The sequence below is a fragment of the Frankia sp. CgMI4 genome, assembly GCF_001756285.1.
In the GTDB taxonomy this organism is placed as follows: Bacteria; Actinomycetota; Actinomycetes; order Frankiales; family Frankiaceae; genus Frankia; species Frankia casuarinae.
Genome location: NZ_MAQZ01000109.1, coordinates 1 through 20,982, shown reverse-complemented (window position 1 = coordinate 20,982; position 20,982 = coordinate 1). Strand labels below are relative to the sequence as shown.

Sequence of the window (20,982 nt, the reverse complement as noted above, 5' to 3'; positions counted from 1 at the left end):
ACCCGCCCCTGCACCGCCGACCTCGCCGTCAAGCTCCGCCGCGTCCTGATCACCACCCAATATCAGCCCACACGGCCCGCGAACCCGACCGACGCGGAAATCCACACCCTCCGCCTCGCCTGGGCCACCACCGACAGCGCCCTCGCGGCCTGACCAGCCCCCATCCCGGCCCCACAGCCCGGGAACCAGACAAAACAGACATCGACCCGAGACCGCAAACCAGCTCAAACACCCCACCACGAACCAGCACACCAAACACGCACAGAACACGTCTCACGCGACGTCAACCATAAAATTGGAGATCAAGAAAACCGCGAAAGTCGAGAGGTAACTCGTTCGGGCATGGCACTCCCCTGATCATGGGGTTCATGCGCCAGCCTGACCGCTGTMCGAGACGCCATCCCTGCCGCGACATCATTTTCGATCGATCGACAGCGTTCTTGACCAGCCCGTGACCACGGCTGACAGTGAGGATGTACGTGAGCCCCGCACCGGTCGGCCTAATAGGACTTTGTTAGGTTGTTGATCGTGTGGTTGTGGGGTGGGGATCCGGGTCTGGTTGGCTGCTTGCTGTGACGCCGGAGGAGATGGCGGTGGTGCGTCCGGTCGTGGAGGAGTTCGCGGCGCGGATGTTCGTGGATCTGCCGCGTAGGGATCAGCGGGCCAAGGGTGAGCTGTATCTGCGGGGGCTGCTGTTGGACGGGAAGCGCAAGAGCGTGCAGCCGATGGCGGAGCGCCTCGGGGTGGATCATCAGCAGTTGCAGCAGTTCCTGCGGAACTCGACGTGGGACTACGCCGAGGTTCGCGCCCGGCTGGCCGGCTGGGCGGTCGGGTTCGTCCGCCCGGAGGCGCTGGTCATCGATGACACGGGCTTCGTGAAGGACGGGGCGGCGTCGCCTGGGGTGGCCCGGATGTACTCGGGGACGTTGGGCAAGGTCGGGAACTGTCAGATCGGGGTGTCCGTGCACGCGGCGACGGACTGGGCGTCGGCGGCGCTGGACTGGCGGCTGTTCCTGCCTGCCAGCTGGGACGACACCGGCCTCGACGACCCGGAYGAGGCCGCGGTGGTGCGTGCCCGCCGCGAGAAGGCAGGTGTTCCCGACGGTGCGCGGCATCGGGAGAAGTGGCGTCTGGCGCTGGACATGCTCGACGAGATCGCCGGCTGGGGTGTGCCCGCCCGGCCGGTACTCGCCGACGCCGGCTACGGCGACTGCGCGCAGTTCCGCCAGGGCCTGACCGACCGCGGCCTGGTCTACACGGTCGGGGTCACCCCGACCGCCACCGCCCACCCGGGGGCCGCCGAACCCGTGACCGCGCCGTACACGGGCAGCGGTCGCCCGCCGCTGCCTGCCTACCCGGACCCGCCGGCGACCTTGAAAGCCCTGGTCCTGGCCGCCGRCCGCGGTGCGCTGCGGTGGGTGACCTGGCGGYGCGGCACCCACAAGACCCCCGGCAACACGGCCGCGCTGATGCGCTCCAGGTTCCTGGCCCTGCGGGTCCGCCCCGCCGCCAAAGCCCTGACCCGAGACGATGACCGCAGCCTGCCCGCCTGCTGGCTGCTCGCCGAATGGCCCCCTGGCAAGAACGAACCCACCGACTACTGGCTGTCCACCCTGCCCCCGGACAYCCCCCTGCGCCGACTCGTCCGGCTCGCGAAGCTGCGCTGGCGCGTCGAGCACGACTACCGCGAACTCAAAGACGGCCTCGGCCTGGACCACTACGAAGGCCGATCCTTCGACGGCTGGCACCGCCACGTCACCCTCACCTGCCTCGCCCAAGCCCTCTGCACCCAGCTGCGCCGCACCCCAAAAGCCCCTGCGCCGGCCTGACCCTCTACGGAGTCCTCCGCATGCTCCAGACCCTGCTCGCCGTCTGGACCGGCGCCTGCCACACCTGCCACCGCCCCTACGAACCGCTACCAGCCAAGCCAGCCAGAGTCACCTAACAAAGTCCTACTACAGCCCGTGTAGGAATCGCTTGGAGATGGCCACTCCGAGCTGCCAAGTCACGGTAGTTGGCCAGCGCAGGTGCACCGGCAGCCATCGCTGTTGGCCAGCGCTGTAGGGGCCAGCGCGATGCACAGCGAGGCTCTGACCAGCGGATTGGCCAAGTAGGTCGAACTCTGGCCACGCAGTGGCCAAATAACCCGGCGAGTGGCCATCCCCGCCCTGAGCTTGGCCCCCTACGGCGGACACCTGCGGTGTGGGGTCAGCGATCGTCGTCTGGGGACGATCGGGGCAGGTGTKCGGCTTCGTAGTCGATGGGGCTGAGCATTCCGAGACTGGAATGCCGGCGTTTCGGATTGTACCAGCATTCTATCCATTCGAAGATGGCGTTGGCAAGTTCGTCGYGGTTCTCCCAGGTGTGTCGGTCGAGTACCTCGAGTTGTAGGGTGCCCCAGAAGGACTCCATCATCGAGTTGTCGTAGCAGTCGCCGACCGTGCCCATCGACGGGAGTAGTCCGGCGATGCGCAGCCGGTTTCCGAACGCCCACGATGTATATTGCGTTCCGTGGTCGCTGTGCAGGATTGTCTGTTTCTCTGGTGGCCGTCGGCGAAGGATCGCCATGCCGAGGGCATCGAGGACGAGTTCGGTGCGGATGTGGTGCGCGATTGACCAGCCGATGATGCGCCTCGAATAGGCGTCCATCACGGCCGCGCAGTAGAGTTTCCCGTCTCCGGTGGGGTGTTCGGTGATGTCGGTCAGCCAGAGCCGGTCTGGGGCGTCGACGGCGAACTGCCGGTTGACCAGGTCCTCGGCGGTCGCCTCGGCGACAGGACCGCGGCGGGCTCGGCGCCGGTAGACGCCCTGCAGGCCGGCCTCTCGCATCAGCCTCGCGACCCGTTTGTGGTTGACCGGCACGCCCAGGCCGAGGGCGAGTTCGGCGTGGACCCGCGGCCAGCCGTAGGTCCCCCGCGACTCGAGATGAATGCGTTCGATCTGTTTCGCGAGCAGGGTGTTCTCCTGTTCCCGTAACGACGGTGGCCGGCCGATCCAGTCGTAATATCCCGACCGGGACACGCCCAGTACTCGGCAGGCCACCGCGACATCCACATCCAGTTCCGGGTCGTCGGCGAGCTCACGGACCAGCCGGTAGATCAGTTTGGGAGGATGTTCTCCCGGGCGAAGTAGGCGGCCGCGCGCTTGAGAATCTCGTTTTCCATCTCCAGGCGCTTCTTGTCTCGGCGCAACTGGGCCAGCTCACGCTTCTCCACGCTCGTCAGGCGGTTCTCGCCGCCGTTGTCGTCCGCGTCGGCCTGGGCGATCCAGTTACGCAGACACGACTCACTGATCGTCAGCTGCTTCGCGAGCGCCGCGATCGGCGTGTCGCCACGGCGGGCGAGTTCGACCGCACGCCGGCGGAACTCGGGCGGGTGTGGAGCGGGCATGGTCGACATCCTCCCTGGTGGCCGGGGGCCACCTCAGGTGAGGTGTCCGTGCTCGGGGGCCAAGCTCACCCGATCCCTACAGCCCGTCGGACCCCCCACCGGACCCCCCACCGGACCCCCCACCGGCACGCCCGTAAAGGCGGGTGGGCGGACAGATCGCCGTTGGCGCAGGTCAGACGAGGCGTGCCACCCACCCAAGCACTCCGCGACTTAATAGCGAGGCAACGAGCTGACAGTCGATGCGGGATCGGCGTGCTGGCGCTGTGCGGTCCCGGATGGGTCTGGTCTCGGGGTTCGCGGCGTGCTCCTTTCGATCCGTGTTTAGCTCTGTCTGGCGCTTTTCTGTTCTTGGCTTTTGCTTTGCTTTTCGCTCCTCCCCCTTTCTCTTTCGACTCCCGATTGCCGCACTCGCGCTCCCGAATGTCGTTTCCATCATTGCGTCATCACTCAAAGAATCATGAATTGGTGGACGATTGGGGGTTGTGTTCGGGCGCGCATAGACGGAGAATTAGATATCGGCACCGGGAGCGGGACGACACCCCCGGGAGTTCCCCCAAAGTAGAGGAGAGACCTCGTGACCAATGGCGCCTTTTCTTCGGACACGCCGTCCGCTCTTCCGGGCGCGAGAGTCCAGCCGGAAGACATGGCGAGAGTGACGGCGGACGACTGGCGCGCGATTCAGACCAAGGCGCGCAAGTTCTGCCGCGTCTTGGACGCCGTCCACTCACGTAAGCGGATGGACGGAAACGCGACCATCACCGGCCGTGGGTACGGCACAGCGGACGCGAGCGACGACATCACACAGGATGCCGTGTTGCTGTTCGCCCAACTGCTTGGGAAGATCATCCGGAAGTTTGAGCCTGTGACCTACTCCGTGGCCACGCGGGAACCGGACTCGTGGCTCTACGTCACGAGGCAAGGCGGGACCTTCCTTGCCACCCGTGACAGCATCCAGTACACCGCCATGCGGGACGCTGCCCGACGCAACGGATACCAGATCGACAAGAAGCCTGACGAGATCGACGCGACCCCCGGGGCACAGCAGATGAAGGCCGTCGCCCGTATGGAGTTCGTAGCCGTCGCGACGCACCTTGCCGCCAACAGTGAGGCCATCTGGGGACTCGCGTTCGGTGACGGCAGGGAATTCCCGGTTCTCGCGGACGTGCTCAACGAAGGAAACAAGGCCGATGACATCGGACGCGCGGGCATCCTTTCCAAGGTGGCACAGAAGCGCCACGGGGGCGCCTACGGTTCCCGCCGCGCCGTGATCCGTACCCGTGACGCTGCCTTGGCGGAGTTCCGGGAGCTGTCGGAACGGGCCGACGCCGTACGGGAAATGTTCACCTACCGCGCCACGCGGGACGGCAAGGAAGACTGACGCTCCATCTGTCCCCACGGAGAGGGCACCGGGAGAACCTCCCGGTGCCCTCTCCGCATTTCTGAGCAACTTTCCCGGCTGGACGGTCGGGACGCCTCCGGGCGCGTAACAAGGTAGAGGGTGGAAACGCCCGAGCCTGCCTGGTGAGCGTGTTCTCGGCCGTTCTAACGAGGGGTGGGTCTGTGTATGACATTCTCGCCGATCGTGAGCGTGCGCTAGCGATCGTCCAGCGGCGCGGTCTGGATCACTTCCTGATGCTGCTGGATCGTCTAGCGTCGATCTACCACGGCTGTGACTGCGAGATCTACAAGTTCAGTCTGGAATGGATGGACGAACCGTGTCTACTCAAGGCGCGAGGAGTTCGCGGCGACCTGTGGATCTGGTGGCGTTAGCCGCCTACACGGCCGGAAATTCAAAGCCTGTCGACCGTCATGTGGAGGGAGGGTCTGTGACCTGTGAGGTTCTGTCGGATGAGTTCGTGCGCCGCTTTGAGCGGGGAGTGTGGCGCGAACTGATCGAATCGGCGATGGTCGAATGGTCGCCGGACGAGATCACGAATCTGTACGGCAGTGGTTTCGACGGAACAGAGACCGAGTATCTGCGCGGCGATCCCGCAAGCGAGATCCGTGACTTCMTGGACGGCGCTGCCGCCGAGTTGTCGTCGCTGGTCGAGCGTCTGGGCGATCGGGCTCCGGTGCCCGAGGAGCTGGGCCAGGACTGGGTCCTGTCGCGGCAGCGGCAGGGTACGGGCCTGTGGGATCGCGGCTACGGCCCGGAAGGGGACCATCTGCACGAACAGGCGATCGTCTACGGCGACATCCTCTTGGAGATCTCAGGGGTCGAGGACGACTGCGACGGTTGGGTGGTGCGGGTCCTGTGACCGGCCGGCATCTGCGTGTCCACCATCGCGACTACTACGACCACGAGGTCCACGACGGCGACATCTACCCGCACGGCGAACGGTCCGAGGATCTCGACTGCGAACCCGACGACTTCGACCGCGAGGAYGGGCTCAGCGCCGTGGACCTTGCCGTAGCCAGGCTGAAGGACTTGGCGGTCACAGAACCGTCGGGCGGCCCGGACTTTCCCGGGCCGCACTGCTGGTGGGGCGGCACGGTCACGTTGGACTACTACACCGGTGAGATGCGAGAGACCTCCGCGCATCCCTGTGGGTTCAGCGATGCCGAGTGCCGCGACATCTGGGCGCGGCTGACCGGCGCATAGCCAGCGCGTGCCGCCCGCCCCTTCCCTTTCCTCTGCTGATCTTTCCGAGGTGGTGCCATGCTCGGCGTGCTCGCGGACCCCACGGTTCGGATCGGGGTCTTGATCGACGATGACCACGACTACTACCTGTCCCCAGTCGGCGACCTCGATGTGATCACCGAGGAGCGGGCGCACTTCGCGGACGGCACGTGGTCGRCCTACCTGCTGGTGACGGTTGTTCAGTGCCCGCGCTGCGACCGCCGGTACAGCACGGACGTGCTCGGCGGTGTGGTGGTGGAGACGACCGCGCTGGCCGGGTCGATCGTCTGGGCCGACGACCCGTCCCTGCGGGACAATCCGGCCGACTACCTGACGATGCAGATCCGGGACCTGATCGCCCAAGAGCGCGACGACCCGACCCCGGCCACAGGCTGGCTGCCCCTGCCCGGGGACGTGCCGTGAACCGGGTCGAGTCGCTGCCGCTGRCGAACGGCGCACCAGCCCGCCGGGGGACGGTCGCGTTGCTGGTGTCCCCGCATCGGGAGCCGCTGACCGGTGGCGGCCCGGACGCCGTCCATGTCGAGCTGATCGTCATCCGCTCGGTCACCCGCGACGGACGGGTACGCGCCTACGAGGAGATGTGGCYGGGCGGGCGGCCCGTCCGCGTCGCCACCACCGCCTGGAAGATCACCAGCCTGGTCGACGCGTCGGTGCTCGACCCGGCCCGCGCGGTCGCGATCGCCCGCGCGCACACCTACCCGGGCCACCGTCAGGTCCGCCCGTGGGCGTCGCTCGCCGAGGCCCGCGCGGCGCTGACCCCCGCCCGCACACCCACTCCGTAACCCCCGCCGCGTGCCTGCCGCCGGACGGTGTCCGGCGGCCCGTCGGCATGCCCGCACATCGCTGCCCACCTTCGCCRCTCGATGGAAGGAGCCCGAATGTCGAAGGAAACCCTGGCCTGGCTGAACAGCAACACGCTGATCGGTTTCACCGACAAGCGTGGCCACGCCTGGCACTACCGCGCCGACCAGCAGCAGGGCGAGGCCAACCACTACCCGGGGCCGATCCCGGTCGACGACGTGGAGCGTCGGCTGTTCGGCTGGCAGGCCCTCGAACTGCCGATCTACGTCGAGTCGCCGATCACCGGCGGCCTGGACGTCGTCCCGGACCGCAAGGCCATCGTGCGGTCGGACACCGGCAGCGTGATGGGGCTGTTCAGCGACGGCTACCAGCCGCACCCCTACCAGGAATGGCTGGTCGACAACGTCGGGCAGCTTCTCGATGACGATCTCGCGATCGGTTCGGCCGGGCTGCTGCGCGGCGGAGCGGTCGCCTGGGTGAGTGTCGAGGTGCCCGACACGATCACCACCCCGGAAGGGGTCGCATTCCGTCCGAACCTGCTGGCGACCACGAGCTTCGACGGGTCGCTGTCCACGACCTACAAGCGGATCGTGACCAACGTCGTGTGTGACAACACGATGGCGGCCGGCCTGCGGGAGCAGGGCCAGCAGACCAAGGTCAAGCACTCCGCCAAGTCACACCTACGGCTCGGGGAGGCCCGGCAGGCACTCGCGATCGTGCACACGATCGCCGACGACTTCGCCGCCGAGGTCGCCGAGCTGTGCGCGCTGGAGGTGTCGGACCGGCAGTGGGCGGCGTTCCTGGACGCCCACGCACCCATGCCGGACGAGAAGGGGCGGGCRCGGACCAGCGCCGAGAAGCACCGCGACACCCTGACCCGGCTGTGGAACCACGACGAGCGGGTCTCCCCGTGGCGCAACACCGGCTGGGGCGTGATCCAGGCGGTCAACACCTACACCCACCACGAGCAGACCGTCCGCGGCGCGTCCCGCGCTGAGCGCAACATGCTGCGGGCCGTGACCGGAGGGGCGGACAGCCTCGACGGCTCCACCCTCGCCACGCTGCGCACCCTGCTGCCGGCCTGACCCGACACCCCACGTCCGCCCCGCCCCGACGGGCCACCCGCCGGGGCGGGGCGGCGCGCTGCCCGCACACAGGAAAGGACCCGGTATCGCGATGTTCGCCGGACTGACCGTCGACGGCACGACCGTGAACAGCCTGGACGAAGACAGCACCATCAAGCTGATCTTCGACGCCGACACCGAGTTCCGCTGTTCCGCCTGCGGGGCGGACCTTGCCGAGACGCCCGGYGGCTTCGACGACGACAACGGCGACAACGAATGCCCCGCCTACCAGTCGGACGAGYCCGACGCGGACGGCACCGGACCGCACACGCCCGAGCGGGTCGCGCTGTCGTGGTGCAACAGCGCCGGCATCCGCACCGACGAGACCGACGACGCGATCACCCTGAGCCTGTCCACCGGCGACCCCTGCGGCGCGTTCACGATCACCATCCGGCGGGTGCCCGACGACGCCGACAGTCCGCTCGCGGGACGGCTGCTGCTGCACCTGCCCTACCCGGACCAGCCGATGCCGCACGACCAGCTACACCCGCTGCACCCCGGCACGTTCGTCATCGGCCGGCCCGCCCCAGCCACGCGAGCCCACCTGACCGCCGCCTGAGCACCCGTCTCCCGACAGCGGGCACCGTGCGCCCGGCTGCCCACCCGTGGCGGCGGGAGACCCCCGGACACACCCCGCCGGCCCGTCGCGCGCCAGCGGTTCGCCTACCCCCTCCACGATCAGGAAGGCACCCGCATGCCCACGACACCRACGCTCGCGGTCGCCACCGACTTCATCCTGTCGCACGCGACCGAGCAGGACCTGACCCGCATCACTGAGACGGYCAAGCAGCGGCGGGCCGCGCTCGCCGCGATCAGGACCGCGTCCCTGACTACGGGCACGCCCGTGCGGATCGCCAACCTCTCGCCCCGTTACCTCAACGGGCTGACCGGCACCCTCGGCGCGATCGACGGCAAGCACGCCACGGTCACCCTCGACGCCGAGTCCACCGACCGGCTGCGCTTCACCCCCAGCAACAAGCGCTTCCCCGTCCCGTTCGACACGGCCAGTTACGACCTGCGCGGCGTACCGCTGAGCTGCTGCCTGCCCACCTGACAGCCCGCACCACACCGGGCCGGGCACGGGCGGCGCTCCCGTGCCCGGCCCGGAAGCGGGACCCGTGGCCGTACCCGGCCCCCGTTCGGTCCTGGGAGGGACACGATCATGACTGCTGCCCGCACCATGCGCGTCACCATCAGCGGCGTCTACTCGGAGTACGAGGTACCGGCCAACGACGACCGTTGGAACGGCTTCGCCGTTCCCGGCTTCACCCTTGACCAGGTCCGCCAGTTGGCGGCCGAGACCGACGCGCTGGGCGCGACCGTGGACGCCGACGAGATCGACACGATCACCATCGGCGACGACGGCATCGTCTCGGTCCACAGCGGCCATTGGAACTGCACAACCATCGTCGTCCCCGACCCGGACGGCCTCTACTACGTCGGCGGCTACGAGTGGGCCTGGGAGATCGTCGGCAACTGAGCGACGTTGCGCTATCCGCATCACGATCACGTCGCCCGCGAAGGCGGACCATGCCCGTCACGCCGCCATCTGTGGCACGCCGTGCGCCTGCGAGGAAGGAGAAATGATCATGGGGTTTGACCCGTATGACCCGCTGCACCGGGCGGCCCTGCACGAGGCGTCGGTGGACACGTGGGCTCGGTGCGGCGACGAGTTCTGGATCAAGACGTCGGAGGGCTGGAAGCTGCCCGGGTGGCGGGGCCGCGCGATCAGCACGGACGAGTTGCCCGCAGGCACCACCATCACCACCAAGATCACCATTCCGATGGTGTGGCTGACCGACGACCAGCTACGGCGGTTTGGCGCCACCGACGAGCAGATCGCGAGGCTCCGGAGGAATTGGGACCGGCGCTGACCGCTCCCCAACCCGAGCGGGGTTGACCAGACCCCTCCAGACCGGCACGGCGGGAGCCTCGCCGCACGGGCCGCCCTCACCGACCGATCGGCTACCGACGCGCGGGTCCCGGGCGCGTCCCGCCGGCCCTCGCCTCCTGTCGCGATCCCCGCTTCCGCAAGCCATGGAGGTGACGCATGCCATCCGACACCCAGTACCTGGTGCACGTACGGCTGACCCGCCGCGACCACCGCGGCGATGTCCTTGAACTGACCAGCACCGACACCGTGACGTTCGCGGTCACCGCATGGAAGCAGCAGCATCCCGAACTCGCCGTCGGCGCACCGACGGTCATCACGGAGGGCCTCGACGCCTACGCCGAGATCACCGTCGCGACCGCCGAGGCCGCYGGGCAGCTGGCTGGCTTCGTCACCTGGATGACCGAGGCACCGGCGCACGTCCACGACCACGACGACACCACGAGCCTGCCCGCCGCGCTCAGCGCCGACCAGCTCGCCGCCTTGGTCCCGGGCAGCCCGGTCGAGTTCCTGCTGGAAGGGACCTGGTATCCGGGCGAGGTCCGCGCCGCCGACCTCGCCGACGCCCACGGCGACCAGATGCTGATCGTCACCTACACCGGTGAACAGCAGGCCAACCCGAAGTTCCTCAAAGGCAGTATCGACCCGGGCGACGGCTTCCCTGTATACGCGGGGGAGATCCGCCCGCTCGGCGCGGCCGGTCAGACCGTCGCCCCGCCCCGGCCGACTGTCCACGTGGTGCGTGACGCGCTCGTGCGCGTGTACGGCGCCGCGCCCGACACCAACGACGCTAGCGACATGTATGTGATCGACATCGACGGCGTGAAGATCCTGTTCCGGCTGGTCGCGGCCGATGACGACACCGACGGCGACCCGGCGGAGGCGGAACCGACCGTCTACGTCCACCTCGAAAACGCCGGCCGGCCGAAAGGCACCCACCTCGTGGTCGACGTCAACGGCAACACCAGCGACTACCGCTTCTGATCGTCGTTCGAGGCGTTGCCCCTGCCCGCGATGACAACCCGCGCCGGCCCGCTACAGACGGCCCCAGGTCCGCGACTCCCGCATACCCGCATGCCCTGAGGGAGGTAGATCCCGTGCTGTTCGACCTGTCCGTGCTCCCGACCGTAGAGGACGACGATCTCAGCGCAGCCCTGTCCGCGATCAACGCCGAGTTGCGGCGGCGGATCACCGCTGACGGCGGGTTCGCGTCGAAGGTCCACGAGCTGTACCCGACGGYGGTCGCTGTGCTGTGTGACGTGGTCTGGGACGACTACCCGACCGCGTCCGCGGAAGGCGTGCTCCTCGCCGACGACACCGTCATCTCGATGGACCCGCGGACCGCCCCGGATCTGTGGGGAGAGATCTGCGACGAGGTCACGGACCTCGCCGCTGTCGACGGCGCGATCGGCGAGGACGTCACCCACGGCCACCTGATCCGCCTCGACCCCCCGCCCATCGGCGACGACCCGTCCCGGGCCTGATCCGATGGGCCGCACAGCAGGCCGTCGGACATCTCGGACGGCGGCCGACCTCGACGCTCTCCGGCGTCGGCCGGTCAACCCGGGCGGCCCGCCGACCGACGACGATCGTCTCGACGCCCGCGCGCTGCTTGCCGCTCTGACCGGCGGTGACGGCGGCCGGCATACGGCGCTGCGTGCCGCCTACCTCGGTGACCACACCGCGCCCAGCTACGACCCCGACCGGGTCGTACGCATCCTGACCGCGTTGCGCGACCAGCTCGCCGACGAGATCGAGACCTGGACGTACCACCGGATCTCCCGTGCCCGTGCCGAGGAGATCCGGCGGCACCACCTCGAACGCGACGACTGCTCCGGCTGCGTCGACCCCTGCGCGTTCTGCGTCACCTGGGCCGACGCGCTCGGCCTGGAACGGGTCGCCGACGCCGGTCGGCACGTCTGGCGGCCCCGCCCCCGCGCGGAGGCACGGCCGCGCCCGGCGGCCCGCCGTCGCCGCGCGGGCCGGGTCGCGGAACCCTCATCCGAACGGAGCGACGGTGATGGCTCCTGAGTTTGCCCTGCCCTTGACCTTTGTCGGTTGCCCGGTGGTAGCCGGTATCTACGTGCCCCGTGCGGGCCACTACGTGCCGCTGTGGGCTGTTGTCGCGGTAAGCGCCGAGCCCGGCGAGTTCCACGTCGGTCTTGTGCGCGACGACCAGAACAGTATCCAAAGCTGGTACGACATTCCCGGCCTGACCGAGGCGCTTGACTGGATGCGCGTCAAGGCCGATTTCTGGGCGGACTCCCGCGACTACTAGCCGAACCGTCGTCCGGCATTTTTTCTCTGGGTCTTCGTCCGTGACGGAAAGGAGCGGCAGTGAATTCTGCCTCCGAGTTTTCCGAGCTGATGAACGCGCTGCCGATCGACCGGCGCCGCAACCTGCCTATTCCGGCTGTCACCGCGCGCCACCCGGACGGGGAGCCGGACTTCTCGACCGTCGATGGCCGGGAGGCTTTCCGTCTTGCCTCCGAGGGGCGGTGCGGTATCTGCGCCCGGCCGTTCGACGGGGAGGTCGCTTTTCTCGGCAGCCCGGGAGCCCTCGCCGCCAGGGCCTACCACGACCCGCCGATGCACGAGTCCTGTGCCGAGGCGTCCACCCGGCTCTGTCCTCACATAGCCCGCCGCGACATGCGCCGACTGACAGATCGGCGTTCCACCGGCGAGCTTCCTGCCGGCAGTTCCCCGGAGAAGCCGGACCGGTGGGTGATGTGGATCTGCCGGGGATTCGGTGGGGCTGTCGTGAACGCCATTCCGGTGTTTCTTCCCGCACCTTACACGCGGCTGCGGACCTTTACCTACACCGCCGACGGCCAGATCCGCGAAACGTTCGACACGACACCCGGCGGCACCGGCTGACCCGGCGGCGCTGCCTACCCGTTCCTGGAAAGGGGAGATCACGATGAGGATGCGGCGCAGCCGCAACGGCCACCGGCTTCCCCGGGAACGAGTCCTGCGGATACGCCGGTGTGCCCCGCCGGACACGCGGTCGCTGCGTGAGCGGGCGCGTGATGTGTTCCTCGACGCCCGTGACGCGTTGCGGATGGTCCTGGAAGACGACATCGAGGCCGAGACGCGGACCGAGTGCCCGGCAGCCAGCGAGCTTGAGGTCGAGGTCTACACCGATGAACTCGGCGAGGCCCGTGCCCGGCTGATCACCGTCCTCACCGACGACGGCACCGCTGATGACGCTCGCGACGTGCTCGCCGAGTCACTCGCCGACCTGCTCGACGAGTGGGCGACCACCGCCAACGCCGACAGCACCGAGATCGTGTTCCGCCAGCTACCCGAGCACCACTGATCTCTGTTCCGCCGCGCGCCATCACGCCGCTCTCGCACGTCTGCCCGACGTGCACCAGCCGGCCCGCCCGCCGCCGATGCGCGCCGGCCGATGACCGGCCGATCCCCGATCCCACGCGGAAGATCATCATGACTGTCACCGCACCGCCCGCCACCATCGCGGGGGCGACCGCCGTCGTCCCCTACCGGGACCTGCTCGCCGCGCTGACCACGGTCGGCACCGTCCTTGACCGCAAGAGCCGGCCACCGTGGAATGCCGCTCTGATCACCGCCGATCTCGACGGGAGGCTGACCGTCACCGGCGCTAGCCCCGCCGCGACGGTCTCGGTGCGCCTGCCCGGCGCGGCACGGTCCGCCGGCCAGTTCCTGGTCGATGGCTGGGCGCTAACGCAGATGTGCAAGGCGTTGGTCCGGGGCGAGCATCGCCGCGACACCGACGAGCTGCCTGTCCTGCTCGACGGGTCCTTCCCACMCGCCCCGACCGTCACGATCGGCGACTACACGGTGCCGCTGACCGGCCTACCCGTGGAGGATCATCCCGGCGCCTGCCGGCCCGCGCCGACGATCGCCACCGTCGACCGGGCCGCGTGGCGCGCCGCGGTGGACCGTGTCCTGCCCGCGGTCGGCCGGGACGACACCCTGCGGGTCCTCACCGGGCTGTACGTGTCGTTCGCGCCTGGACTGGCGACTGTGGCCGGGACCGACCGGTACCGCCTGGCCGTCGATGTCCTGCCCGCGACCGTCACCGGGCCGGCTGTGCAGGAACTGCTGCTTCCCGCGAAGATCCTCGCCGCGTGCGCCGAGACGTGGACGGGGCCGTCGGTGACGATCGGGCGCCGTCGTGCCGAGTCCGTGCACGACGTCGACCGGGTCACGTTCACCTGCGGGCAGACCACTGTGAGCCTGGTCGAGACCGGCGGCGCCTACCCGCCGTGGCGCAGGCTGCTGGGCTCGCTCGACCCCCAGCACACCGCCACCTTCGACCGGGCGACGGTGGCGGCCCACGTGGCACGGGTCCTCGCGATCCTCACCGCCCACCCGACCACCCGCCGCCCCATCATGACCATGACGCTGACGCTCACCCCGGACGGGCTCCGGGTCGCGCCGCTGCTGCCCGAGCACGGCGCGCGGGTCAGCGCCCCGACCCTGCCCGCGACGACCTCGCTCACCGACGGGACCGTCCGCTGGGCGTTCAACGCCGCCTACCTGCGCGCCGCCCTCGCCGCGCTCCCGGGCGACACCGTCCTGTTCAGCGGACAGGCGGACGTCGCCAAGCCCGTACTGCTCACCTCTCCCGAACAGGGGGCGAGCATCCCGCCGTACCGGCACCTGCTCATGCCCATCTGCATCGACTGACCGGCGCTTCCCCACGGACCTCGATGCGCGCCGCCGCACACCTTCTGCGCCTGGAAGGGAGAATCGATGGAAAGTTCGTCGGTGAGCTACGGAACGATCGACATGTACGACGCGCTGCCTCCACATCCCGCCGCGAGCTGGGAACCGGGAAACGTCGGCAGCTTTCCTCTCCGCATCACCGCGCTGCTCGACGAAACCGGCGGAATCCTCGTCCACATCGACCCCGCGGTCACCCTGAACCTCGCCAAGGAGAAACCACCGCTCACGGTGCTGGTCGACGGCGGGAAGCTTTATAGCAGCCCCACCGCGACCGGCGGCGACTGCGCCGATCCCGACCATGGACATCCCGTCCCCTGGCGCACCCGCGAGCGCTGAGCCGAAATCCCTCCTATCCGGCGCATTCCCCGGCTCACGTGGAAAGGAGCGTGACTTCTGATGGTCTACCTGAGTCGCCGTCGCCGTCGGYGGGCTCGCTTCTGGGCGTTTGCGCTGCTGGCGGTGTGGCTCCTGGGGGTCGCCGCCGCGCACGACGTCACCATGCTCGTCGCCTACACGACGGTCACCCTCGCCGCGATCAGCGTCGATCTGACCACACGCCGACGCCGCCGAGCCCGGCGGACACGGCGGGCACGCAGCCGCGCCCACCCGCGTGGGACAGCCACCTGACCGTTTCACCCGGAAGGGCAGACGAGCAGTCCCCGCGTAGTACCGGGTAGTTCCACCCGGCCGTCTGGTCGGGGAGGTGTCAAAGCGCGGCGGCCCGCGCCGGGGCAGTCAGCCAGATACCGACGTCGCCAGAAACGGAGCACGGCTATGTCCGACCGTCGGATCGACATCAATGTCAATATCACCTTGACCGTCTCGGTCGCCGAGCCGGACGACGCGGAGAGCTACTCGTTCGACGACCTGGGCGAAGAGGCGAAGGAACGCGCAATCCGGGACATCACGGAGCGACTGCTCGGACCGTGGTGGGACCAGCATGACAACGATCGGCTACAGGAGACGATCGTCTACACGCTCGCCCAGGAACTCAAAACGCCCGGTTGGGCCGTCTACGGCTGCGGGGACTTCCCTGGTATCAGTGGGGTGGAGTTCACCTCCTGGTCCATAGGAAGCTACGACGACCAGGTCACCCTCAACGGTCGGCTCACTCGTGAGAACGCGCCAGCCCTCCCGTGGACAGAGCACATCTCCGCCGTCCAGCTGGGCGAGCCTGGCCTCGGCCAGATCTACGTGTGGGAGTCCCAGGCCCACGACACCGGCGTCGGCGGAGACGGCATAGCAGCGATCGAAACGGCGGTACGCGACGCGATCGCCGCCGCGTTGAAAGCGGGCCAGGAAGAATACGAATACATAGGCAGCAGAGAAGCCGTGACCGAACTGCTCGCGGCCAGCGACTACGAGTTCTACGAGGATGGCAGCTTCTACGGATGACCCATGCTCGACGTCGGAAACGCGGTCGCGCCACTCCACGGAAGGTGCCCTGATGTGGCATACAGCCGACCAGACCCGTCAAGAAGGGGGCAACGTCATGGACCCGGAGCGGCACCTACGCGAGACGCTCGTTCCGCACCCGGAGGCGGTCAGGGCCGCGACAGTCCAGGCGAACAAGCCGCTCTACAGCGTGGCCCTGGCCCACAACAAGAACCCCTCCTTCTGGACCACCGACGTCCGGGTCGAGGCTTTCCCACGCCTGTTCGACGATCGCAATCTCGCGTTGGACGTCATCGAGCGAGCGGCGAACATCGCCCGGGAACTGAACCCCGAGGTTCCCGTGCAAACCGCCTTGTTCGTCCACCATGACGACGGCAGCGGGTGGGCGGCGTTCGTGGACTAGCGGGGCCCTCCCCGGTCGGGGTAGCCGTCCGCGTGGTCTGGGGCCGGTCGACTCCGGCCAGAAACGCTGGCGCCGCGCGGCGCGCGAACACCAGCCACCCGACTGAGAAAAGCGGAGTACAGCCATGCCCAAAAACCAGCTCGACCAGCTCGTGGCGGACTACACCGAACTGGTCACCACCRCTCTGGCGGCTCTCGACTGGGCCGAGGAGGAGATCACACAGGCGATCACCCGCCACCCGAGTAAGCGGGAMCAGTTCTTCCACAGCTATCCGGTCCTGGCCCCCAGCACGATCCTCTTTCCCGTCGAGTTCGTCTACCGGGGACACTTCCGGGAGATCCTCGAACGGATAGCCACGGGGCAGGACACCCGCCCCGGCACGGCGGCCGAAGCATGCTGCCTACTGGCCGAGGTCAGCAAGGCCACGCCTTTCCCACCGTACGGCCACGGGCTCTACTTCCGGCTGTGGGCGAAGGCGTTCCCCGGCCACCAGCAGCTCGTGCCGGACTCCCAGCTCAACCACTACGAGGCACTGTTCGGCCCGAAGATCGACAAGTTGGAAGGCGATATCCGCAAGGACCTGACCGTGAAGGATCGCCAGATCGGCCCCATTACCTGCGACGGCGTGCACAACGGTGCCGTCGTGGACTGCATCTACGCCCGAACCCAGTAGCTGATGGGCCGACGRAACGGAGTACAGCCATGCCCGAGACCGGCAGAACACTTTTGATGCTAGCCGAGAGCATCGCCGCCGAGCTGGGTGACGACTGGAAGACCGAAACCGGTCACTGGCCGCAGGACGCCTTCCTGGTCAGGACGTCGAACCCGGCCTGCAAGATACACGTCACCATGGGTCGGGTCTATAGCAAACGAGACAAGATTGAGATCTCGGGTGTTTATCCGACCCGGGCAAGCGAGTACCGAACCGGTCGCGCGCCCAGGGACAGGACCTACGCCGCGCCGGACAAGTCGGCGCCGGCCATCGCRCGGCAGATCGAACGATATGTACTGCCGGGCTATGAGGCCGAGCTGGCGCGGGTGTGTGAGATTCTGGACGACCGGCGCAGAGCGCAGCAGCGCGCGGAAGAGATCGCCCGCGCGGTCATGGGCGCGTTCGGTCTTCCGTGGGAAGGACTCGATCCAACGGCCGACGAGTATAAGCGAGACCGCTGGAAGCCGGTCGCCAGCTTCTGGCGCCACCCCCACAATATGATCTGGAACTTCAGCGCMGAGCCTGCGCACTCCGGCGAGGTCGATTTCAAGTTCTCCGCGCACCCCAAGCATGCCGTGAAAATCGCGGAGTTCCTTGCCTCTCTCCCGCCGCTTGAGTAGTGCCCCGTCGCTCGGCCCGACGGGTCGTGCAGGACAGCGTGGTGGGGCGCCGAGAAGGCGCATGCAGCTAGWCGCCCGCTCTCCGGCGCGTGCTGGACGGCGCCCAGCATCCCGCATGGACAGGCCGCGTCGGTGAAGACGGAAACCGGCTGGCTGAGGACCGTTCCGCAAAGGAGGCGCCCGTGGCGCCGCCCTCACCGGATAACCGTACCGCTCATCGCCTTGCCAGCCATTCTGCTTTGGTTTCCTGGAAAGAGAGGGCCCTGATGGGTATTCACTATGCGACCTTCGGGCGTTGCCCGAGTGATCCGTCGACGGTGCTGTGGCGGGTCCACGACGAGATGCTTCCCGCGGTCACGGTGCTCGCGGGCCGGATGGAGAACGTCTCCGGCCTGAAGGCCCCACACATGATCGAAGATGATTTGCGACGGCTCCTTCTGGCCCATCACCCGACCGTTTGGGAAGAGGTCGGTGAATATCGGCGCGCGGCCCGCCCGCCCGCCACGCCGTCCTGCGGCCGGCTGTACTGCCCGACGGCGGCGAGGCGACACAGCCATCGCGCCTACAAGCCCGGGGATGTGGTCGCCCTGACCGYGGGAGACCCCCAACACGAACCTGAGACGTGGCCGTTCCCGGTCTGGGCGGTCCTCGGCGTGCGCACCGAGGACGAGGCTTACCGCGACGGAATCTGCGTCGACATCGGCCCCGGCCGTCATCGCCGTTTCGTCGGCCCCCACGAGATCCGGAGGCTTCGCCTCGACGAGATGGTCATCGGCCCGTCAACCTGGTGACCACAGCCCGCAGCCCGCCGCGGGCGTGCCACCGTCCACGGCGTACCCATCGGGCTGCTCATCATCGGCCCTCCCGCCATCCCTCAGGCGAACCGGGAKGGTGAACGGCCACCCCGTTCCCCGGAATCGGCTGCATGTCGTTGTCGGCATCGGTGAATCCTRCACCGAACCGAGTACGCCGCCTCCGACCTGCCGCACCTGACGGCCCGCCCCACACGACCGGCCCGCGACGGCCGGTGCAACGCCTCTCGGCCCGCCGCGCACCTCGCCCGGCGGGCCGACCCGCGTTGCAGCCCTGGTCCCCGAGGGCCCGCGCGACCGCCCGCGCCCCGGCCCCCACGCTCGCGCACGTCCGCCTGTCCGCCGTGCTGCGCCCTCCTTAGGAGCGCCCCACCATGCCGTCGACTCCGCATCTGATCGGCTTCGCCGAACTCCTCGGCCGGCTCCGCCACGTCCTGACCGTCAACGGCGAGGACACCGTCACCCTCCGCTTCTCCGGACTGTCCTACCACCCGTACTTCGACCGGGACGGCTGGCCGCGCCGACTGCTCGCCCACGTCCTGTTCGGACTGGACGGCCACCTCGACCCGGCCAGCCTGCTCAACCTCGAACCCGCCGCCAGCCTCCTCGGCGCGCTTGGCTACCCGCTGACCGCCAAAGCCGCCGCCCTCGCCAACGAGGCTGAGCAGCTCACCATGCAGGGCTGGACCTGGGGCCACGCCGTCGACACCACGATCCAGCGCACCGACGTGGACGACGAACCGGAAGACACCCGCATCGGCGACGTGGCCGTAATGGCCGTGCTCTCCCACATCGCCGCCCGCCACGCCACCGAGATGACCAGCCCGATCCGGGCGGTCCCGCTGTTCCACCGCGGCTACCCGACCGGGCTGCTCGGCCACCTGGCCGCCTGCCTGCGCCTCGACGCCGTCCACGCCTCCGCCCTCGGGGACAGCAGCGCTCTCGCCCTGTTCGGCCACCTCGGCTGGACGCTGTCCCCACGCGCCAGCGCGGTCCTCACCACCGCCGAGCAGGCCGAGGCCGCCGGAGCCACCTGGACCGACGTCGTCATCCAGGCCAGGGCCACCCGCCGCGACCACCTGCGCCGCGACCCCTGGGACCGCTGAACCGCGCCCGGTGCCCGGACTCCGTCGCAGGCCCGCCGGGCTGGCTGCGGGCATCGCCTCAGCCGCCGGTACTTCTCGCCGGTAGGAGAACCGTTTCTTCGCCTGCCGGTCCGAACCTGCTCCTTTCCCAACCCACCTTCGCGAGAAAAGAGGACTGGCATGCGTGAATACATCGCGTGCGACGGCGGGGATGACGATTGGCTGTGCCGATGCGGGAACACCCCGGCGTCCAGCGGGTTCGTCCCGGTCCGTCGGCGCCGGGAAGTYGCCCCGGGCGCGGCCCGGTGGCGTGGGCGCTATTGCTGTGTGGACTGCGGCTTGTTGATCCACTGGCCCAGCCGGGAGATCGTCGGACGTATCAACCCTGCGGACCTCGTCCTGAACGACGCTACGCCCTCCGTCAACCGGCGACGCCGACCGCCGTTCCTGCGGCACAGCAGAGGCTTCCGCCGTGCACGACGCGCGCGACTGCCTCGCCAGCGGTAGCCCCTACCTCTCCCCAGTGAGGCGTTCCGGCRCCGAGCCGAGACCCGACCGAGGGGCACCTCGTCGTCGAGTTGGCCGGCAGGGACGGTCACCGCAACCCCGCGGCAGCAGGGTGGCGGGGTCGCAGAGGGCACGCGCTGCATGCTGCGTGGTGCCCACGTCGTGGCGCGATCAGACTAGGTGGGGACGGCCGTCCCGTACGTCCTGCGCGGCCGTCCCGGACCGGCCCGCCGCTGCGACCCCGCGCCCCATAGAGGACACCGCTGATGAACTTCGAGTCCCATGTTCTTGTCGATATGACCGTCAAGCAGGTCCAGGACGCCCTGGCGAAAGGAGACCAGCCCGCGATCGCGGTCCTGGAAGGAGAGCCCTCGCGCACGCTGAGTAACTCGGCCTACCTGCGTGACCCCGCTCGCGCGGAAGCGTTCGAGCGGCAGGTCGCCGCCGAGGCGAACCGCATCGACCTCGAACGGCYCATCCTGGCGGTCCCGCAGATCAGCAGGCCCGTCGTGATCGACGGCGACGATGAGGTCCGGCTGYGGTCCCCCTACACCGGCGGGCCGGTGCTGGAGGACGACGGCGAGATGCACGTCATCCTCTGGGTGCTCTGGGACGAGGAGGAGGGCCACGAGTCTGGAATGGTGCCCTTCCGGCGCAAGCGCGACGRCACACCCGTGTTCGACGCGTTCGACGGCTCGGACTACATCTTCTCGATCCCGCTGAACCCCGGGGGCGGGCCCGGCCTGGTCCTGCTGCGGGAACTGCTCGACGAGAACCTGCAACGGCGACGCGCCCGCCCCTAATGGGACATACCGGGCAGCCGTGAGGCAGGCTCGGTTCCGGTAGCCGCCAGCAGGTGAGCACTCGAGGCCCCTGGACGCAGGACGAG

General features: G+C 68.7%; 30 protein-coding genes. 28 read left to right on the top strand and 2 right to left on the bottom strand.

From position 1 onward, the window contains the following. Positions 1-587: 587 nt before the first annotated feature. Positions 588-1,829, top strand: a complete 1,242-nt coding sequence (locus tag Manayef4_RS18660) for an IS701 family transposase (protein ID WP_070132568.1) — start codon at positions 588-590, stop codon at positions 1,827-1,829. Positions 1,830-2,208: 379 nt separating this feature from the next. Here the strand turns inward: Manayef4_RS18660 and Manayef4_RS18655 are convergent, their stop codons facing one another. Together Manayef4_RS18655 and Manayef4_RS18650 are read right to left on the bottom strand one after the other, a co-directional pair. Beyond that, positions 2,209-3,054 carry an IS3 family transposase gene (locus tag Manayef4_RS18655; protein WP_254665735.1) on the bottom strand — a complete coding sequence of 282 codons (846 nt, stop codon included), beginning with the start codon at positions 3,052-3,054 and terminating at the stop codon, positions 2,209-2,211. Positions 3,055-3,098: 44 nt separating this feature from the next. Next, complete coding sequence (locus Manayef4_RS18650) at positions 3,099-3,389, bottom strand: transposase (protein ID WP_011436164.1); 291 nt, start codon at positions 3,387-3,389, stop codon at positions 3,099-3,101. A 643-nt stretch (positions 3,390-4,032) separates the two neighbouring features. On the opposite strand from Manayef4_RS18650, the gene Manayef4_RS18645 reads away from it, so the two are divergent. From Manayef4_RS18645 to Manayef4_RS18515, 27 genes are all read left to right on the top strand, one after another. Beyond that, the gene (locus Manayef4_RS18645) at positions 4,033-4,767 is read left to right on the top strand and encodes a hypothetical protein (protein WP_254665734.1); all 735 of its coding nucleotides are present in this window, start codon (positions 4,033-4,035) and stop codon (positions 4,765-4,767) included. Between the two features lie 182 nt (positions 4,768-4,949). Beyond that, a complete protein-coding gene (locus tag Manayef4_RS18640; protein ID WP_035958909.1) occupies positions 4,950-5,159 on the top strand; it encodes a hypothetical protein in 210 nt (69 codons plus the stop codon). Next, a complete protein-coding gene (locus Manayef4_RS18635; protein WP_254665733.1) occupies positions 5,141-5,647 on the top strand; it encodes a hypothetical protein in 507 nt (168 codons plus the stop codon). Before Manayef4_RS18640 ends, Manayef4_RS18635 begins: the two co-directional genes overlap by 19 nt. After that, entirely contained in the window at positions 5,644-5,991 is a 348-nt protein-coding gene (locus Manayef4_RS18630; protein ID WP_035958911.1) for a hypothetical protein, read from the top strand. Before Manayef4_RS18635 ends, Manayef4_RS18630 begins: the two co-directional genes overlap by 4 nt. Positions 5,992-6,090: 99 nt before the next feature. Further along, positions 6,091-6,432: a hypothetical protein gene (locus Manayef4_RS18625; protein ID WP_254665732.1), complete on the top strand. Its 342-nt coding sequence runs from the start codon at positions 6,091-6,093 to the stop codon at positions 6,430-6,432. Then, positions 6,429-6,812: a hypothetical protein gene (locus tag Manayef4_RS18620; RefSeq protein WP_070132558.1), complete on the top strand. Its 384-nt coding sequence runs from the start codon at positions 6,429-6,431 to the stop codon at positions 6,810-6,812. Before Manayef4_RS18625 ends, Manayef4_RS18620 begins: the two co-directional genes overlap by 4 nt. A 96-nt stretch (positions 6,813-6,908) precedes the next feature. After that, entirely contained in the window at positions 6,909-7,916 is a 1,008-nt protein-coding gene (locus Manayef4_RS18615; protein WP_011436159.1) for a DUF932 domain-containing protein, read from the top strand. A gap of 91 nt (positions 7,917-8,007) precedes the next feature. Beyond that, positions 8,008-8,514 carry a hypothetical protein gene (locus Manayef4_RS18610; protein WP_070132556.1) on the top strand — a complete coding sequence of 169 codons (507 nt, stop codon included), beginning with the start codon at positions 8,008-8,010 and terminating at the stop codon, positions 8,512-8,514. Between the two features lie 135 nt (positions 8,515-8,649). Next, on the top strand, positions 8,650-9,009 hold the full coding sequence (locus Manayef4_RS18605; protein WP_070132554.1) for a hypothetical protein: 360 nt from the start codon (positions 8,650-8,652) through the stop codon (positions 9,007-9,009). A 108-nt stretch (positions 9,010-9,117) separates the two neighbouring features. Continuing rightward, positions 9,118-9,435, top strand: coding sequence for a hypothetical protein (locus tag Manayef4_RS18600; RefSeq protein ID WP_011436156.1), 318 nt, complete (start codon positions 9,118-9,120; stop codon positions 9,433-9,435). A gap of 109 nt (positions 9,436-9,544) precedes the next feature. Further along, positions 9,545-9,829, top strand: coding sequence for a hypothetical protein (locus tag Manayef4_RS18595; RefSeq protein ID WP_011436155.1), 285 nt, complete (start codon positions 9,545-9,547; stop codon positions 9,827-9,829). Positions 9,830-10,005: 176 nt separating this feature from the next. Next, positions 10,006-10,830, top strand: coding sequence for a hypothetical protein (locus tag Manayef4_RS18590; RefSeq protein ID WP_011436154.1), 825 nt, complete (start codon positions 10,006-10,008; stop codon positions 10,828-10,830). A gap of 113 nt (positions 10,831-10,943) precedes the next feature. After that, the gene (locus tag Manayef4_RS18585; protein WP_070132552.1) at positions 10,944-11,330 is read left to right on the top strand and encodes a hypothetical protein; all 387 of its coding nucleotides are present in this window, start codon (positions 10,944-10,946) and stop codon (positions 11,328-11,330) included. 4 nt (positions 11,331-11,334) lie between these two features. Further along, a complete protein-coding gene (locus Manayef4_RS18580; protein ID WP_011436152.1) occupies positions 11,335-11,877 on the top strand; it encodes a hypothetical protein in 543 nt (180 codons plus the stop codon). Further along, positions 11,867-12,124, top strand: coding sequence for a hypothetical protein (locus tag Manayef4_RS18575; RefSeq protein WP_011436151.1), 258 nt, complete (start codon positions 11,867-11,869; stop codon positions 12,122-12,124). The genes Manayef4_RS18580 and Manayef4_RS18575 overlap by 11 nt, the downstream gene beginning before the upstream one ends. Positions 12,125-12,183: 59 nt before the next feature. Beyond that, entirely contained in the window at positions 12,184-12,723 is a 540-nt protein-coding gene (locus tag Manayef4_RS18570) for a hypothetical protein (RefSeq protein ID WP_011436150.1), read from the top strand. Positions 12,724-12,766: 43 nt separating this feature from the next. Further along, a complete protein-coding gene (locus Manayef4_RS18565) occupies positions 12,767-13,165 on the top strand; it encodes a hypothetical protein (RefSeq protein ID WP_011436149.1) in 399 nt (132 codons plus the stop codon). Between the two features lie 128 nt (positions 13,166-13,293). Continuing rightward, positions 13,294-14,520, top strand: a complete 1,227-nt coding sequence (locus Manayef4_RS18560; RefSeq protein ID WP_070132550.1) for a DNA polymerase III subunit beta — start codon at positions 13,294-13,296, stop codon at positions 14,518-14,520. A gap of 66 nt (positions 14,521-14,586) precedes the next feature. Next, complete coding sequence (locus tag Manayef4_RS18555; RefSeq protein WP_011436147.1) at positions 14,587-14,895, top strand: hypothetical protein; 309 nt, start codon at positions 14,587-14,589, stop codon at positions 14,893-14,895. A gap of 60 nt (positions 14,896-14,955) precedes the next feature. After that, a complete protein-coding gene (locus tag Manayef4_RS18550; RefSeq protein WP_070132548.1) occupies positions 14,956-15,186 on the top strand; it encodes a hypothetical protein in 231 nt (76 codons plus the stop codon). Positions 15,187-15,333: 147 nt separating this feature from the next. Then, on the top strand, positions 15,334-15,954 hold the full coding sequence (locus Manayef4_RS18545) for a hypothetical protein (RefSeq protein WP_011436145.1): 621 nt from the start codon (positions 15,334-15,336) through the stop codon (positions 15,952-15,954). Positions 15,955-16,006: 52 nt separating this feature from the next. After that, the gene (locus Manayef4_RS18540) at positions 16,007-16,357 is read left to right on the top strand and encodes a hypothetical protein (protein ID WP_011436144.1); all 351 of its coding nucleotides are present in this window, start codon (positions 16,007-16,009) and stop codon (positions 16,355-16,357) included. Between the two features lie 124 nt (positions 16,358-16,481). Beyond that, positions 16,482-17,030, top strand: coding sequence for a hypothetical protein (locus Manayef4_RS18535; protein ID WP_070132546.1), 549 nt, complete (start codon positions 16,482-16,484; stop codon positions 17,028-17,030). A 29-nt stretch (positions 17,031-17,059) separates the two neighbouring features. Continuing rightward, positions 17,060-17,689, top strand: a complete 630-nt coding sequence (locus Manayef4_RS18530) for a hypothetical protein (RefSeq protein WP_011436142.1) — start codon at positions 17,060-17,062, stop codon at positions 17,687-17,689. A gap of 89 nt (positions 17,690-17,778) precedes the next feature. Next, a complete protein-coding gene (locus tag Manayef4_RS18525) occupies positions 17,779-18,480 on the top strand; it encodes a hypothetical protein (RefSeq protein ID WP_139140141.1) in 702 nt (233 codons plus the stop codon). A 395-nt stretch (positions 18,481-18,875) separates the two neighbouring features. Continuing rightward, positions 18,876-19,607, top strand: a complete 732-nt coding sequence (locus tag Manayef4_RS18520; protein ID WP_011436140.1) for a hypothetical protein — start codon at positions 18,876-18,878, stop codon at positions 19,605-19,607. Between the two features lie 752 nt (positions 19,608-20,359). Further along, entirely contained in the window at positions 20,360-20,896 is a 537-nt protein-coding gene (locus Manayef4_RS18515) for a hypothetical protein (RefSeq protein ID WP_070132542.1), read from the top strand. Positions 20,897-20,982: the final 86 nt, after the last annotated feature.

Bases quoted from the DNA above. Each gene is read 5' to 3' on its own strand.
- Manayef4_RS18650 (WP_011436164.1), bottom strand. From the start codon at position 3,389: ATGCCCGCTCCACACCCGCCCGAGTTCCGCCGGCGTGCGGTCGAACTC.
- Manayef4_RS18645 (WP_254665734.1), top strand. From the start codon at position 4,033: ATGGCGAGAGTGACGGCGGACGACTGGCGCGCGATTCAGACCAAGGCG.
- Manayef4_RS18600 (WP_011436156.1), top strand. From the start codon at position 9,118: ATGACTGCTGCCCGCACCATGCGCGTCACCATCAGCGGCGTCTACTCG.
- Manayef4_RS18595 (WP_011436155.1), top strand. From the start codon at position 9,545: ATGGGGTTTGACCCGTATGACCCGCTGCACCGGGCGGCCCTGCACGAG.
- Manayef4_RS18580 (WP_011436152.1), top strand. From the start codon at position 11,335: ATGGGCCGCACAGCAGGCCGTCGGACATCTCGGACGGCGGCCGACCTC.
- Manayef4_RS18575 (WP_011436151.1), top strand. From the start codon at position 11,867: ATGGCTCCTGAGTTTGCCCTGCCCTTGACCTTTGTCGGTTGCCCGGTG.
- Manayef4_RS18565 (WP_011436149.1), top strand. From the start codon at position 12,767: ATGAGGATGCGGCGCAGCCGCAACGGCCACCGGCTTCCCCGGGAACGA.
- Manayef4_RS18555 (WP_011436147.1), top strand. From the start codon at position 14,587: ATGGAAAGTTCGTCGGTGAGCTACGGAACGATCGACATGTACGACGCG.
- Manayef4_RS18545 (WP_011436145.1), top strand. From the start codon at position 15,334: ATGTCCGACCGTCGGATCGACATCAATGTCAATATCACCTTGACCGTC.
- Manayef4_RS18540 (WP_011436144.1), top strand. From the start codon at position 16,007: ATGTGGCATACAGCCGACCAGACCCGTCAAGAAGGGGGCAACGTCATG.
- Manayef4_RS18520 (WP_011436140.1), top strand. From the start codon at position 18,876: ATGCCGTCGACTCCGCATCTGATCGGCTTCGCCGAACTCCTCGGCCGG.